This is a genomic window from Shimia ponticola (assembly GCF_007995215.1).
GTDB classification, from domain to species: Bacteria; Pseudomonadota; Alphaproteobacteria; order Rhodobacterales; family Rhodobacteraceae; genus Shimia_B; species Shimia_B ponticola.
In genome coordinates this window covers 353,748-366,895 of the sequence record NZ_VCDK01000002.1, presented here as the reverse complement: position 1 = coordinate 366,895, position 13,148 = coordinate 353,748, and the positions used below count along the sequence as shown (strand labels likewise).

Genomic DNA, 13,148 nt, shown 5'->3' with positions numbered 1-13,148 from the left:
AGGCGCAAATGCCTCTGAGAACACAACATAGGAGACAGTCTCATGACCACCGTTTTCAGCATAATCGCCGTTGTCCTTGCCGCCGCTTTGATCGCGCTTTGCCTGCCGCGCGTTGTAACCGTCGAACGGTCGGCGCAGATCGCCATGCCCCCTGCCGAGGCATTGGAACTGATCGCTTCGACAGACGGGTTTCAGACCTTCAATCCCTACAAGACAACAGATCCAAAACTGGTGATCACGCCGTTTGGGCCGGACGCGGGCGTTGGCAGCGGGTTCCGCTTTGAGGGCAAAGAAGGCAAGGGCACCCAAACAGTGACCGCCGTCACCGAGACCTCTGTCACCCATTTGATCGATCTCGGACCGATGGGACAACCCGTTCAAACCTTTACAGTCACGCCGCATGCAGGCGGCTCTGAGGTCGTCTGGTCAGTGACGTCCGATCTTGGAATGAACCCGATCTTCCGCGTGTTCGGTCTTTTCATGGATCGGATGCTTGGCAAAACCTACGAACTGGGTCTGCGCAATTTGGCTAAACCCGCCTAAGCCCCTTTTCACCTGGTGCGGAGAAAAGCGTCGTCTGCTTGCAGCAGACGGCGCTTTGCCTTTGCTTGGCGCAATCATGCTCCGCCAGATATGATTAGGCTTATCCAGCGGATTTTCGGGCGCTATGATTGGGGTACCCTGACACCATTAACGATTTGTTAACGCCCGAGTTTGGGCCGAGGTGCATCCCGCCTTGCAATGTCAGCGTGTTGTCTTGGCGCTTTGTACCGCCACCCTGATTTAATGGAAATCATCCTATGCCCCGCCTTTCGGCAGGCCTCATACGAAGGCTTGCGCTCCTGACACTTGTTCCGATGGCCGCGCTTTCAACCGCGGCTCTGACGATGCCGCAAGCGATGACCCTAATCAGCCACGGCCCCATCCAAAAAGGTCATGCCGATGTCGGGTGCAGCGGCTGCCACGAAGCCAGCATCGGCTCAATCCGCCAACAAACGCAGGCAAACCTTCGGCATTTGGTCGGGTTGAGGGAAACGCCTGCGGATTTCGGTTATGGGCCGGTCACATCGCGCCAATGCATCGCATGTCACGATCGCCCGAACGACCGCCACCCGATCTACAGATTTCAAGAACCGCGCTTTCAGGACGCGTTGAAAGAGGTGGGCGCTACCAGTTGTCTTGGCTGCCATTCCGAACACAAAGCCGAACGCGTGCAAGTCGAGCCTACGATCTGTGTGGCCTGCCACGAAGACCTGGATGTTCGCAATGATCCCATTGATGTCCCTCATGTCGCCCTGATCAGCGACAAGCGTTGGGACACCTGTCTAGGATGTCATGATTTCCACGGAAACCACGCTCGCAAGGCGCAAAAGACGCTCGCCTTGGCCCATGAGCCTGCGGTCATCCGCGCCTATCTGAAACAGGGGCCAAACCCCTATGGCGCAACAAAATCCTACCCAGCCCAAGCCGAAAAGGCGAACCAGCCATGAAATCCTTTCGCATTGCCCTCGCCGGAGCGCTGTCTTGCATCGCAATCTGGCTCCTCGTGTCTGCTCCGCCAGAGTTGCCCGAGACGACCAGCGCAACCGAAACACAACGCAGTCTGGACGTGGAAAACATGTTCAACGCGGTCAACGCCATCAACGACGCGGCACGCACAATCTACACGGCCCGCATCGTTGGCCCGGGGCTTAAATCCGGCTTGAAATTCAGCGAAGAGTGGAGCGAACCGGATGTTGAGGCAGGTCCCCTGCCCGCATTGTTCCTGCGCGTGGTGGCCGGACGTATGGAAAGCAAGCCACCCCGTCTCGGCCTGTACCTTGGCTCGGACGCGCCCATCAACAAATCAAACCTGTTCAGCGAGACCCAGACCATCGCCTTTGAAGAGGTCAAAGCCACGCGCGCCCCTGTCTTTTCTGTATCAAGCACGGCGGGTCAGATTGCGATGTACCCAGACATTGCCGGCGCCGGACCCTGTGTCAGCTGTCACAATGACCACAAGGACAGCCCAAAGACAGACTGGAAACTCGATGACGTCATGGGCGCAACCACGTGGACGTACCCGCGCGCCAGCTTGCATCCTGATGAATACCTGCTGACCACTGACGCCTTTATGGCATCGGTCGCCGAGGCTTACGGGCTATACTTGGACAAGGTGAAAGGGTTTGAAACGCCGCCCGCAATCGGCACCGATTGGCCATCGCCAGAGCGCGGAGTTGCATTGCCCGATGTCCCGACATTCATGGCAGCCGTCCGCGCGAAGGCCGCCGAAACGGTGATGAACGAGCTTATCTTGCGCGATGGATTGCCCGGTGACGACAAACTGGCGGCGGTTTTGCAATGACAACGCTCGTCACCACATTCCGACAGCGCCCCTACGTAATTCTCGGCGTGATCACTCTGGCATTGGCAGTGCTGGGCTTGTCCCAAATGACTCGTGGCTGGCTGACGCCCCTACAGGTCAGCTTTTGGTGGCAAACCTTGACAGGCACCGCACTGCTGGCTGCGATCCTGTATCAATGGGTCGTGTTTTTTCAGCGTCTGACCGGCAACACGACCCGGGCGCGCGGGCATTATCTCGCCCATCGCTGGGTGGGCGTCGGTGCAACGCTTCTGTTTGCGCTTCACGCCGTGCGGCTTGGCCATACGTGGATGAGCGCGCTTGCTGTGCTCTTCATCCTGGTCGCCCTGACCGGGCTACTGAACCGAGAGGTCGTGCGCTATCCAAGGCAATGGATGTACATGGCATGGTTGGCCATGCACACGATGCTGAGCGCCATGATGGTGACGCTCATGGTCGTGCACATCTGGGTAGCTTTGGCCTATGAATAAGGACCGTCAGCGCGACAAGGTCCGCGAAACGGCGTCTTTCCAACCTGCATAGCGGGCGTCGCGGGTCGCGGCATCCATCCGTGGCTCAAACCGCCGATCTAGCGCCCAAGTCTCGGCAAAGCCAGCTTGGTCGGGGTAAACGCCCGCCCGCTGCCCGGCCAGCCAAGCGGCACCCAAAGCAGTTGTCTCAAGGACTTCTGGACGATCAACCGGCGCGCCGAGGATATCGGCAAGGAATTGCATGGTCCAATCGCTTGCGCTCATGCCACCATCGACGCGCAGCACGTTGTCGCCGCCCGATGATGTCCAATCCGCGCGCATGGCCTCTGACAGATCACGGGTCTGGAAGCCCACGCTTTCCAAAGCTGCCTTGGCAAATTCCGCCGGACCAGAACCACGGGTAAGACCGTAAATCGCGCCGCGACATTCTGCATCCCAGTAAGGTGCGCCGAGGCCTGTGAACGCGGGCACAAGGTAAAGATCCTGCGTGGTATCAGCCGTTTCAGCCAAAGGCTGTGTTTCGGCGGCCTCGCGAATGATCTTAAGACCGTCACGCAACCATTGGACCACGGCACCCGCAATAAAGATCGAGCCTTCCAAGGCGTAGGTTGGTTTGCCGTCGAACTGATAGGCAATCGTTCCGAGCAACCTGTTTTGGCTTTCGACCAGCGTGTCGCCGGTATTCAAGAGGGCAAAACAGCCAGTTCCGTATGTCGATTTCAACATCCCCGCATCAAAGCAGGCCTGTCCGACTGTGGCGGCCTGTTGGTCTCCGGCAACGCCCATGATCGGGATTTCCGCTCCGAACAAATCGCCGCGTGTGACGCCAAAGTCAGACGCGCAATCGCGCACCTCCGGCAGCATCGACATCGGGATGCCGAACCGTTCACAGATCACATCGTCCCAGCAGCCTTCGCGGATGTTGTAAAGCATCGTCCGCGCGGCGTTGGTGGCGTCGGTGACATGCGCTTTGCCGCCGGTCAGCTTCCAGATCAGATAGCAATCGACGGTGCCAAACATCAGCTTGCCCGCCTGCGCGGCCTCTTTGGCGCCATCGACGGTATTCAGGATGTAGTGCACCTTGGTTCCGCTGAAATATGGGTCAGCCAACAGGCCCGTACGTTTTGTGATTTCCGCCTCAAAGCCTTCTGCGCGCAGCTCTTTGCAGAACGGCTCGGTCCGCCTGTCCTGCCAGACGATGGCGTTGTGGATCGGTTTCCCGCTTTCGCGGTCCCACACCAGGGTCGTCTCACGCTGGTTTGTGATCCCAATCGCCGCGATGTCACCGGCGGTGATATCAGCGCGCTCCATGGCGCCGCGCGCGGTCGCCACGACCGTGCCCCAAAGGTCAGCAGGATCATGTTCAACCCAACCGGAATTCGGGAAATGCTGCGTGAATTCCTCTTGTGCGGTCGCGACAACCTTCATCGCGCTGTCAAAGATGATCGCACGGCTTGATGTTGTGCCCTGATCGATGGCCATGATGTAGCCCATCGGTCCCCTCCCCTTTATTCGTCTGTCTTCACGCCGCCCGCTGCGCGACCCGGTGATCGTCCACCCAAGCGGTCAAAGCCTCGACCTCGGGTTCGTCCAGTCTGAGGCCAAGCTTGGATCGACGCCAGAGGATATCTTCGGCCGTGGTCGCAAATTCGCGGGTCATCAGCCATTCCACTTCACGCTCCGTGAGTGTTGCTCCAAAGACCTCGCCCAGATCCTCTGCCGATTGGGCGGTGCCAAGCACATCCCATGCCTCGGTCCCATACGCCTTGATCAGGCGGGTCGCCCATGCGCGGTCAAGAAACGGATAGTCCTGTTGGAGACGTTCAATCTTTTCAGGAACTTGATGCACCTCGAAGTCACCACCCGGCATATTGGCGTTGGCGGTCCAGGATTGCCCAGGTATCGGCATTGCCTCTTCGAGCTTTTCAAGTGCGTGCTCTGCCAATTTGCGGAACGTCGTGATCTTGCCCCCAAACACGTTCAAAAGCGGCGCACCAGATTGATCGAGGGTAAAGACGTAGTCACGCGTCGCCGCAGAGGCATTGGATGCCCCATCATCATAAAGCGGGCGCACACCCGAGTAAGTCCAAACGATGTCTTCTTTGGTCACAGGCGTTTTGATATACTTGGATGCAAACGCCATCAGGTAATCGCGCTCTTCCGGGGTGCAGGTCGGCTGCGTCGCGGGATCGGTGTGTTCGGCGTCCGTGGTCCCGATAAGCGTGAAGTCGTTTTCATAGGGGATCGCAAAGATGATGCGCCCGTCTTCCCCCTGAAAGAAGTAGCACTTGTCGTGGTCGTAGAGCTTTCGCGTGACAATGTGGCTGCCGCGAACAAGCCGGACACCTTCAGAGGAATTGATGCCCACCTTGCCGCGGATCACGTCTTCTACCCACGGGCCGCCGGCGTTGATCAGCGCTTTTGCCGTCACAACGCGTTGCCCACCTTCGTTTTCCAACGTGATTTCCCAAAGTTCACCGACCCGTTCGGCGCGGATCACCTTGGTCCGGGACATAATCGTCGCACCACGCGCCTCGGCATCGCGGGCGCACAGGATCACTAGTCGGCTATCTTCGACCCAGCAGTCCGAGTATTCGTATGCCTTGGCGAATTTGTCCTGCAACGGTGCGCCCTCGGGTGCAGAGCGAAGGGCGATTGTCGACGTTGCTGGCAGGATTTTGCGTCCGCCCAGATTGTCATACAAAAACAAACCCAACCGGATCAGCCAAGCGGGCCGCCGCCCCTTCATCCAAGGCATGATGCGGGTCAGCAGCTTGGATGTCGGGGTCGTGCTCTCAAACCGCATGTCTTTGTGGTACGGTAGGACAAAGCGCATCGGCCAAGAGATATGCGGCATGGCGTTGAGGAGGCGCTCCCGCTCGATCAGGCTTTCACGGACAAGCCGGAATTCGAAATACTCAAGATACCGCAACCCACCATGGAACAGCTTCGTGGATGCCGATGACGTGGCCCAACCAAGGTCCTTCATCTCGGCCAGCCCAACATTCATGCCGCGACCTGCCGCGTCACGCGCGATCCCGCAGCCATTGATCCCGCCACCGATGATAAAAAGATCGTAGTCAGCCATGACACCCTCCGAGTTGCGTATCCGCTAACGCAGGACACGCATGCTTACACGCGCTTATCAGCATGACTTTCGCTTGATTAGGGCATTTTCTGCGCAAAAGTGGACTTTCCCGCAGATCCGCTTTCGTTTATTTTCTCCTTATGAACAAAAACGAAAGCTTGTCTGAACCGCTGCGTCATGCGCGCATCCTTTCGGCGGCACGCAGTGCGGGTCAGGTCAACGCAACACGGCTTGCCCACGAGATCGGGGTGACGCCCCAAACCATTCGGACGGACCTGCGCAAACTCGTAGATGCCGGATTGCTTGAACGCGTCCACGGCGGAGCCATCCTGCCCTCTGGCGTCCGCCATATCGGCTATGCTGATCGGCAGGCGCTGAACCGCGACCGCAAAGCACGTATCGGTGCGCGTGTCTCGCGTCTGATTCCGAATGACAGTTCACTGTTTTTGAACATCGGCACCACCACAGAAGCCGTCGCAAAGGAATTGCTCAGCCATTCCAACATGATGGTGGTCACAAATAACCTGAATGTCGCCAACATCCTTGCCCAGAATGAAAGCTGCGAAGTCATCGTTGCAGGCGGCCAGCTGCGCCGTTCTGACGGGGGGCTTGTCGGCGATGCCGCCGCCGCAACGATAGAGCGCTACAAGGTTGATTTTGCAGTCATCGGCACGTCCGCCTTGGACCAAGCTGGCGATCTGCTCGACTTCGACGCCGCCGAAGTCCGTGTCGCACAGACCATTTTGCGACAAGCGCGCTCCAGCATTCTGGCAGCAGATCATACCAAGTTCACGCGACAGGCCCCGGTGCGGATCGCAAATCTGGCGGAGTTGGACGTCTTCGTGACCGATCAAGCGCCAAGTGAGCGGGTGCAGACCGTGTGCAAGGATGCGGGAACACGGATTTTAATTTCATGATCACAACGTCGCGCCAGCCGCCATCAAGACTGCACTAGACTATTGATCACCGCTCCCGCGAAACCCGGTTGCTACAACAAACTTCTCAGAGCTATCAGACCGAGAAGCGCCGGGTTTTACATTGGCAACCTTTTCAAATTTCTGCTTCAAGAGGCGCTGAAGGTCGCCTTCTGCCCCGCCTGCTAGCACTTTTGCAACAAAAGTGCCGCCTTCGTCCAAAACGTCGAAAGCGAAATATGCGGCCGCCTCACAAAGCGCCATAATGCGCAAATGGTCGGTTTGTTTGTGCCCCGAGCTTGCGGCGGCCATGTCCGACATGACGACGTCGGCTTTGCCACCCAGCCAGCCTTTGACCTTTTCATCCGCATCGTCGGATAGAAAATCCAAGACATGCAATTCAGCGCCCGCGAGCGGCTCGACCTCTTGCAGGTCGACGCCAAGGACGGTTCCCTGAGCCTTGCCAGACTTTTCGCCGAGCGCGTTCACACGTTTGACTGCGACCTGACACCACCCGCCGGGCGCACAGCCAAGATCCACGACCCGCGCGCCAGGCACGAGAAAGCGGTATTTGTCGTCCAACTCAAGAATCTTGAACGCCGCGCGACCCCGATAGCCCTCGGCCTTGGCACGTTTGACATAGGGATCGTTCAACTGCCGTTCGAGCCAAAGCTTTGAAGACAGCTTGCGCCCGCGCGCTGTCTTGACCTTGACCCGAAGGTCGCGTTGCCCACGGCCCGACGTATTTCCCGGACGTTTTGCCATCAGTTTCTTCCCGTTCCGGTCAGCACGCCATCTGCCGTCATCTGCGCATAAAGCAAACCTTCACGCAGGCCGCGATCCGCCACAGAGAGCCGATCCGTTGGCCAGCACCGCAGTAAGGCCTGCAAGATCGCAGCACCCGACATGATCAAGGCTTGGCGGTCGCGGCCAATGCGCGGGTCGTGTCGCCGCCCTTCTGGACCAAGCGTTAGGTAATCTCGGATCACCCGGTCAATCTGATCCGAGTTCATGCGCAAACCGTCCACCTTGGTACGGTCATAACGCTTCAATCCCAAGTGTGATGCGGCAACGGTTGTGACCGTTCCGCTTGTCCCGATGATTTGGAAGCCCTCGCGCGCCTGCTCGGTCGCATAGGGTGCGAAATCTGCAAGGTTCTCTTCGAAGAACCAGCTCATCAGCGCAAAGCGCGCGGCGTCATCGCTCACGTCATCGAATTGATCACGCAGCGTGGCAACGCCTAAAGGCACCGAAATCCAATCGACAACACGTGCGCCGCTTTCAGTGGCCTCAAAGCCAGCGTGAAAATCCATGATCGCCTTTCGACGACGCGACTTTTTCACGTGACTGAGGTCGATCCAGACCAGCTCTGTTGAGCCACCTCCGATATCAACGATCAAGAGTTGCTCGGTGCTTTTGGAGACAAGTGGCGCACAGGATATGACGGCATAGCGCGCCTCGTCCTTGGGATCGATGATGTCCAGCGCCAGCCCTGTTTCGCGTTTGACGTAGCGCACGAAATCCTTGGCATTGCTGGCCCGGCGGCACGCCTCTGTTGCCACCAGCCGCATTTTCCGAACTTTGTGCTGTTTCAGCTTCTGACGGCAAATGCGCATCGCCTGCACGGTCTTTGACATCGACGCACGCGACAATCGGCCAGTGCTTTCAAGCCCTTGGCCAAGTTGGACAGCCTTTGAGAAACTATCCACAACCTCAAATTGATGGCCCTTCGGACGGGCAATCAACATGCGGCAACTATTTGTGCCCAGATCCAACGCCGCATAGAGCGGGCTGGACGGGCCGGAAGACAGTGCTGGCGGTTCAACCGTTTCAGGGAGCGCGCCCGCACTGCTGGGACGCTGTGGCGCCATGGGTCGCGCCTTTCATATCGAGTTGCTGAAAAGGTAGTCTCTTTCCCTTTGTCGCGCAACACCTGCCACGGACACGAAAGCCTTTGCCGCCCTGCGCGGTTCTGCTCGTCGTTTGTCTGGGCATTTTTGTCGAAATTCGACCATGCGAACACACATCGCCCCATTAGAACGAACCAACTGAAGTTAGGAATCACACATGCCAGACGTCACCATCGTGTATTGGCGCGACATCCCGGCCCAAGTCATCGTGGGCAAGGGCCGTCGTGGTGCAAAAAAGCCGCTGCCAGAGCGGTTTGAGCAGGCCATTGATCGCGCCGCAATGAAGGTTGGCGCATCTGATACCGATGCTTATCTGGCTGAGTGGCGCAAGGCAGCCCCTTATACCGTTGACGGGGACCCAAGCGAAATCGCCGAGGCAGAGGCAGCCCGCCTTGATGCCGAATATGACACCGACCGCATCAAGGCGTTGATCGCCAACGATGGCCGCGCATAAGGAACCTGCCCATGGCTTTGTTCAAATTCAAAACCGACGCGCCAGAGGTGCAAGAGGTCAACCCCGAACTCGAAGCTTTCCTCAAGGACTTTTCGATCGAGGTGATGCCGCGCACCGCTGAGAAGGTTGAGGATTTTCGCGCCATCCTGCCTGAAGGCACCCGTGTTTACATCGCGCATATCGAAGGCACGCCGATCGAAGACATGGTAGCAACAGCAAAGCGGTTGTCGGCTGACGGGTTCAAGGTCATGCCCCACTTCCCTGCCCGCATCATCAAGGATGAAGCCACCTTGCGCGACTGGATTGCACGGTATCAGGGCGAGGCAGGCGTAGATCAGGCGCTGCTCTTGGCGGGCGGTGTTGATAAACCGCACGGCGATTACGAAAGCTCGATGCAATTGCTCGAAAGCGGTGCATTTGGCGACGCAGGCTATACACGTCTGCATGTTGCGGGCCACCCTGAGGGCAACAAGGACATTGATGCCGACGGAAGCATGACAAATGTCGAGGCCGCGCTCCGCTGGAAACAGGCTTTCTCGGAAACCTCTGACGCTCAGATGGCCATCGCGACCCAATTCTGCTTCGAGGCTGGCCCCGTGATTCAATGGGCAGACAGCCTGCAAGCCGCTGGCATCACGCTGCCCATTCACATCGGTGTTGCGGGCCCTGCCAAACTTCAGACGCTGATCAAGTTCTCGATTGCTTGCGGCGTTGGCGCATCGCTGCGTGTCCTGCAAAAGCGCGCTAAAGACGTCACCAAACTGTTGTTGCCATTCGAACCAAACGAGTTCCTGGCAGAACTGGCTGCGCACAAAGCCGCAAATCGAGATTTCAACATAACAAATGTGCATTTCTTTCCATTGGGCGGCATCAAGACCAATGCTACCTGGACGCAAACCCATGGCGGCGCGGCTGGCGTGCCCGCTGCTGGCTGACACACCAACAATAAAGAAGAACTATGACCCGCACCGTCATCGAGTCCAAAACCAAAACCGCCATCATCGGTTTTGACGAGCCCTTCTGCGTGATCGGCGAACGCATCAACCCAACAGGTCGCAAGATCCTGAACGAGGAACTGGAGCGCGGCGATTTCAGCCGGGTTGAAGCGGATGCCATTGCGCAGGTCGCTGCCGGTGCAAACGTGCTGGACATCAACTCTGGCGCTGTCTTTTCAAACAAGATGGCAGAAGACCCCCGCTACGCCGACAACAACTTTGTCGAACCAGAGTTGATGAAACAGCTGGTGGAAACGGTACAAGCGGTCACGGATTGCCCCTTGTGCATCGACAGTTCGGTTCCCGGCGCGTTGGAAAACGGCCTTGCCGCTGCCCAAGGTCGTCCGCTTTTGAACTCGGTCACAGGCGAAGAAGAACGGCTTGAGATGGTTCTGCCGCTTGTCGCGAAATACAACGTGCCAGTGGTTGCGATTTCGAACGACGACACCGGCATCTCCGAAGACCCGGATGTCCGTTTTGCTGTGGCCAAGAAGATCGTTGAGCGCGCTGCAGATCACGGCATTCCTGCCCATGACATCGTGGTGGACCCATTGGTCATGCCCATCGGAGCCATGGGTACGGCTGGTCTTCAGGTCTTTACCCTTGTGCGCCGTCTGCGCGAGGAACTTGGTGTGAACACGACCTGTGGCGCATCCAATATCTCATTCGGTCTACCGAACCGCCACGGGATCAATAACGCGTTTCTGCCGATGGCGATGACCGCCGGTATGACATCGGCCATCATGAACCCTGTCGCCCTGCCCGTCGGCCCCAAGAAACTGGCCGAGAAAAAGGCAGAGGTCGAAGCGGCTGGCATCATGCTGCCGCCGGACATGGATGACGAAGCCTTCTGCAAGATGTTTGGTCTTGGATCGACCAAGCCGCGCCCGGGCAAGGAAATGGAGGCCATTCGCGCCGCGAACTTCCTGACCGACAACGATACGGGTGGTGCAGCCTGGATCAATTTCAACAAAGACCCGGATGCAGCCCCTGCAGGTGGCCGGGCCGGACGTCGCCGTCGCCGGGCCTAACACCTCTTCTTTGGGATAGGTCGATGACCCTTTGACCCCAACACCGGGGACCAACCTCCTGATAGATTTTGCACATCGCTATCAGGAGGTTTTTCATGTTTCGCACCATTGCTTTGCTCTGCTGCCTTGCAATCCCAACGACCGCGTCAGCCTTTACAAAGGCCGAAGCCAAAGAGCTTTATGCCTTGGCAGAAGCGCACCGGGTTGGAGAAACTGCAACCTACGACCCAGAGCGCGCCTTTGAAATCCTTTCGGAACTGTCAGATGCCGGAAACCTGCGCGCCACTGCGCGTCTGGGAACCTATTACGCACAGGGCATCGGCACGGACGCCTCGCAGGAATTAGCTGAAAACGCATATCTGGCAGCGATCCAAGGCGGTCGGGAAAGCGCGCGTGTATCCTATGCAAAATACCTCGCGCGTGCCGGGCGTTTTGCGGACGCCGATGATCAATACGCATTGGCGATTGAGGCCGAGGTCAAATCCGCTGACATGCGTCGGGTTTTGGCCCATGCGACGGGCGCGATGGGCGCCGCGACGAACGCCGAAATGGCGGCGCGATGGGCGGACTTCCTCTCAGAGCCAGAAGCCTTGGTCAGTGCGATCCGTTATCATGATGCCGCAAAGACCTACGGGATCACGGCCAAGGATCATCTTGATGACGTTCTCGCTTTGCACCGTGATCCGGAAAGTCGATTTTCAGGTAAAGCTGCGGAAGCAGCTCTGATCTATCTGAGCCAAACGAAGCCATACGCGCAAATCGACCTCCAAACAGAGCTTTTGGACAATCCAAACCTGCGCACAAAGATCCGCATTGAGCACGCGCTGCGCCTTGCTGCGCAAACCAAGCCAGAACGCTTTTGGGTTGCCTCTGAGGAAATCCTGGCTGACGCGCCAGCACCACTTTTCAGCCGAGGTCTGGCTTTGACAGCACGGAAATCGCGCAACGGCGCCATTCGTATCATCCAATTGGAACTGGCAAAGATGGGCTATGCGCCCGGCCGCCCCTCCGGGATGCTCACCACAAAAACGATCCGCGCCATGAACCGCTTTTGCCGGGACAACGACATCTGGGACACGTGCCGCCTTGGCCCTGCTAAAGGCGCGACGATCAAAGCCATTGGCGTAGCGATCGGCGAGGCCAAGGGAAAGATCAGCTAGAGTTGGCTTGCTTGAGAGCCTCGAACGCTGACACAAGGGCGGTCATATCAGCCCCGACCCCTAGGAAATTCGCGCCCCATTTACGATAAAGCGCGTTCTCATCAGCGGCAAAGCCGACAATCCCAGCGGTTTTGCCCATCTCGCGAATAAGACCCAGACCTCTTTCAATCTCGGCCATGACCGCGGGGTGCTTGGGTTGCCCCGGATAGCCCATATCCGCGCTCAGGTCTGCGGGCCCGATAAAGACGCCATCAACACCCGGTGTCGCGGTGATTTCGGTTAGATTGTCCATGGCTTCTGCCGTTTCGACCTGAACGATGCAAAAGACCTGATCGTTTGTCGTCGCGACATATTCCGAGCGTCGGCTGAACGACGTTGCACGGGCGAGCGCCCCACCCATCCCCCGGTGCCCGTCTGGCGGGTAACGCATCGCGGCGGCCACTCGTCGCGCGTCTTTGGGGGTACTGACCATTGGCACCATGACGGTTTGCGCACCGGCATCGAGAACTTGCTTGATCAACCAGTCCGCGCCATCCGGAACCCGCACAACCGCAGGCGTGCCATTGATTGCCAAGGCCTGAAGCTGCGCTGTGACACTGACGAGGTCATTGGGGCCATGCTCCCAATCAATCAGACACCAGTCGAAACCAGCACCGCCCGCCAGTTCGGCGATCAAGGGACTGGCTGAACACAGCCAGACCCCAATTTGCACATCTCCGGCATTCAGCCGTGTTTTCAAAGTGTTCGTCGGTGCACCAGTCATG

14 protein-coding genes are annotated in these 13,148 nt (G+C 58.1%); 9 read left to right on the top strand and 5 right to left on the bottom strand.

Annotated elements, in window-relative coordinates:
• Window positions 1–42 precede the first annotated feature (42 nt).
• From FE702_RS03105 to FE702_RS03090, 4 genes are all read left to right on the top strand, one after another.
• Window positions 43–543 carry an SRPBCC family protein gene (locus FE702_RS03105; protein WP_147124743.1) on the top strand — a complete coding sequence of 167 codons (501 nt, stop codon included), beginning with the start codon at window positions 43–45 and terminating at the stop codon, window positions 541–543.
• A 257-nt stretch (window positions 544–800) separates the two neighbouring features.
• Window positions 801–1,490, top strand: a complete 690-nt coding sequence (locus tag FE702_RS03100; RefSeq protein WP_147124742.1) for a cytochrome c3 family protein — start codon at window positions 801–803, stop codon at window positions 1,488–1,490.
• The gene (locus FE702_RS03095) at window positions 1,487–2,344 is read left to right on the top strand and encodes a c-type heme family protein (protein ID WP_147124741.1); all 858 of its coding nucleotides are present in this window, start codon (window positions 1,487–1,489) and stop codon (window positions 2,342–2,344) included. The genes FE702_RS03100 and FE702_RS03095 overlap by 4 nt, the downstream gene beginning before the upstream one ends.
• Window positions 2,341–2,832 (top strand): hypothetical protein, encoded by a 492-nt coding sequence (locus FE702_RS03090; protein ID WP_147124740.1) that lies wholly within the window; start codon window positions 2,341–2,343, stop codon window positions 2,830–2,832. Before FE702_RS03095 ends, FE702_RS03090 begins: the two co-directional genes overlap by 4 nt.
• A gap of 6 nt (window positions 2,833–2,838) precedes the next feature.
• Here the strand turns inward: FE702_RS03090 and glpK are convergent, their stop codons facing one another.
• Window positions 2,839–4,326, bottom strand: coding sequence for a glycerol kinase GlpK (gene glpK / locus FE702_RS03085; RefSeq protein ID WP_147124739.1), 1,488 nt, complete (start codon window positions 4,324–4,326; stop codon window positions 2,839–2,841).
• A gap of 28 nt (window positions 4,327–4,354) precedes the next feature.
• Window positions 4,355–5,920: a glycerol-3-phosphate dehydrogenase gene (gene glpD, locus FE702_RS03080; protein ID WP_147124738.1), complete on the bottom strand. Its 1,566-nt coding sequence runs from the start codon at window positions 5,918–5,920 to the stop codon at window positions 4,355–4,357.
• 140 nt (window positions 5,921–6,060) lie between these two features.
• Here glpD and FE702_RS03075 point away from each other — a divergent pair, with 140 nt between their 5' ends.
• Window positions 6,061–6,837: a DeoR/GlpR family DNA-binding transcription regulator gene (locus tag FE702_RS03075; protein ID WP_147124737.1), complete on the top strand. Its 777-nt coding sequence runs from the start codon at window positions 6,061–6,063 to the stop codon at window positions 6,835–6,837.
• Between the two features lie 39 nt (window positions 6,838–6,876).
• Here the strand turns inward: FE702_RS03075 and FE702_RS03070 are convergent, their stop codons facing one another.
• Both FE702_RS03070 and FE702_RS03065 read right to left on the bottom strand, forming a co-directional pair.
• Window positions 6,877–7,599 carry an RlmE family RNA methyltransferase gene (locus FE702_RS03070; protein WP_147124736.1) on the bottom strand — a complete coding sequence of 241 codons (723 nt, stop codon included), beginning with the start codon at window positions 7,597–7,599 and terminating at the stop codon, window positions 6,877–6,879.
• Window positions 7,599–8,705 (bottom strand): Ppx/GppA phosphatase family protein, encoded by a 1,107-nt coding sequence (locus FE702_RS03065; protein ID WP_147124735.1) that lies wholly within the window; start codon window positions 8,703–8,705, stop codon window positions 7,599–7,601. Before FE702_RS03065 ends, FE702_RS03070 begins: the two co-directional genes overlap by 1 nt.
• A 196-nt stretch (window positions 8,706–8,901) precedes the next feature.
• Between FE702_RS03065 and FE702_RS03060 the strand changes: the two genes are divergently transcribed.
• The 4 genes from FE702_RS03060 (at window position 8,902) to FE702_RS03045 (ending at window position 12,384) form a co-directional block, all read left to right on the top strand.
• Window positions 8,902–9,198 (top strand): virulence factor, encoded by a 297-nt coding sequence (locus FE702_RS03060; RefSeq protein ID WP_147124734.1) that lies wholly within the window; start codon window positions 8,902–8,904, stop codon window positions 9,196–9,198.
• 11 nt (window positions 9,199–9,209) lie between these two features.
• Window positions 9,210–10,133, top strand: a complete 924-nt coding sequence (locus tag FE702_RS03055) for a methylenetetrahydrofolate reductase (RefSeq protein WP_147124733.1) — start codon at window positions 9,210–9,212, stop codon at window positions 10,131–10,133.
• A gap of 23 nt (window positions 10,134–10,156) precedes the next feature.
• Window positions 10,157–11,224: a methyltetrahydrofolate cobalamin methyltransferase gene (locus FE702_RS03050; RefSeq protein ID WP_147124732.1), complete on the top strand. Its 1,068-nt coding sequence runs from the start codon at window positions 10,157–10,159 to the stop codon at window positions 11,222–11,224.
• Window positions 11,225–11,319: 95 nt separating this feature from the next.
• The gene (locus FE702_RS03045) at window positions 11,320–12,384 is read left to right on the top strand and encodes an SEL1-like repeat protein (RefSeq protein WP_147124731.1); all 1,065 of its coding nucleotides are present in this window, start codon (window positions 11,320–11,322) and stop codon (window positions 12,382–12,384) included.
• Here FE702_RS03045 and FE702_RS03040 read toward each other — a convergent pair.
• Window positions 12,377–13,147 carry an HpcH/HpaI aldolase family protein gene (locus FE702_RS03040; protein WP_147124730.1) on the bottom strand — a complete coding sequence of 257 codons (771 nt, stop codon included), beginning with the start codon at window positions 13,145–13,147 and terminating at the stop codon, window positions 12,377–12,379. The two genes, FE702_RS03045 and FE702_RS03040, sit on opposite strands and share 8 nt — an antisense overlap.
• Between the last annotated feature and the right edge of the window lies 1 nt (window position 13,148).

Bases quoted from the DNA above. Each gene is read 5' to 3' on its own strand.
- FE702_RS03105 (WP_147124743.1), top strand. From the start codon at position 43: ATGACCACCGTTTTCAGCATAATCGCCGTTGTCCTTGCCGCCGCTTTG.
- FE702_RS03100 (WP_147124742.1), top strand. From the start codon at position 801: ATGCCCCGCCTTTCGGCAGGCCTCATACGAAGGCTTGCGCTCCTGACA.
- FE702_RS03095 (WP_147124741.1), top strand. From the start codon at position 1,487: ATGAAATCCTTTCGCATTGCCCTCGCCGGAGCGCTGTCTTGCATCGCA.
- FE702_RS03090 (WP_147124740.1), top strand. From the start codon at position 2,341: ATGACAACGCTCGTCACCACATTCCGACAGCGCCCCTACGTAATTCTC.
- glpK (WP_147124739.1), bottom strand. From the start codon at position 4,326: ATGGGCTACATCATGGCCATCGATCAGGGCACAACATCAAGCCGTGCG.
- glpD (WP_147124738.1), bottom strand. From the start codon at position 5,920: ATGGCTGACTACGATCTTTTTATCATCGGTGGCGGGATCAATGGCTGC.
- FE702_RS03075 (WP_147124737.1), top strand. From the start codon at position 6,061: ATGAACAAAAACGAAAGCTTGTCTGAACCGCTGCGTCATGCGCGCATC.
- FE702_RS03070 (WP_147124736.1), bottom strand. From the start codon at position 7,599: ATGGCAAAACGTCCGGGAAATACGTCGGGCCGTGGGCAACGCGACCTT.
- FE702_RS03065 (WP_147124735.1), bottom strand. From the start codon at position 8,705: ATGGCGCCACAGCGTCCCAGCAGTGCGGGCGCGCTCCCTGAAACGGTT.
- FE702_RS03060 (WP_147124734.1), top strand. From the start codon at position 8,902: ATGCCAGACGTCACCATCGTGTATTGGCGCGACATCCCGGCCCAAGTC.
- FE702_RS03055 (WP_147124733.1), top strand. From the start codon at position 9,210: ATGGCTTTGTTCAAATTCAAAACCGACGCGCCAGAGGTGCAAGAGGTC.
- FE702_RS03050 (WP_147124732.1), top strand. From the start codon at position 10,157: ATGACCCGCACCGTCATCGAGTCCAAAACCAAAACCGCCATCATCGGT.
- FE702_RS03045 (WP_147124731.1), top strand. From the start codon at position 11,320: ATGTTTCGCACCATTGCTTTGCTCTGCTGCCTTGCAATCCCAACGACC.
- FE702_RS03040 (WP_147124730.1), bottom strand. From the start codon at position 13,147: ATGACTGGTGCACCGACGAACACTTTGAAAACACGGCTGAATGCCGGA.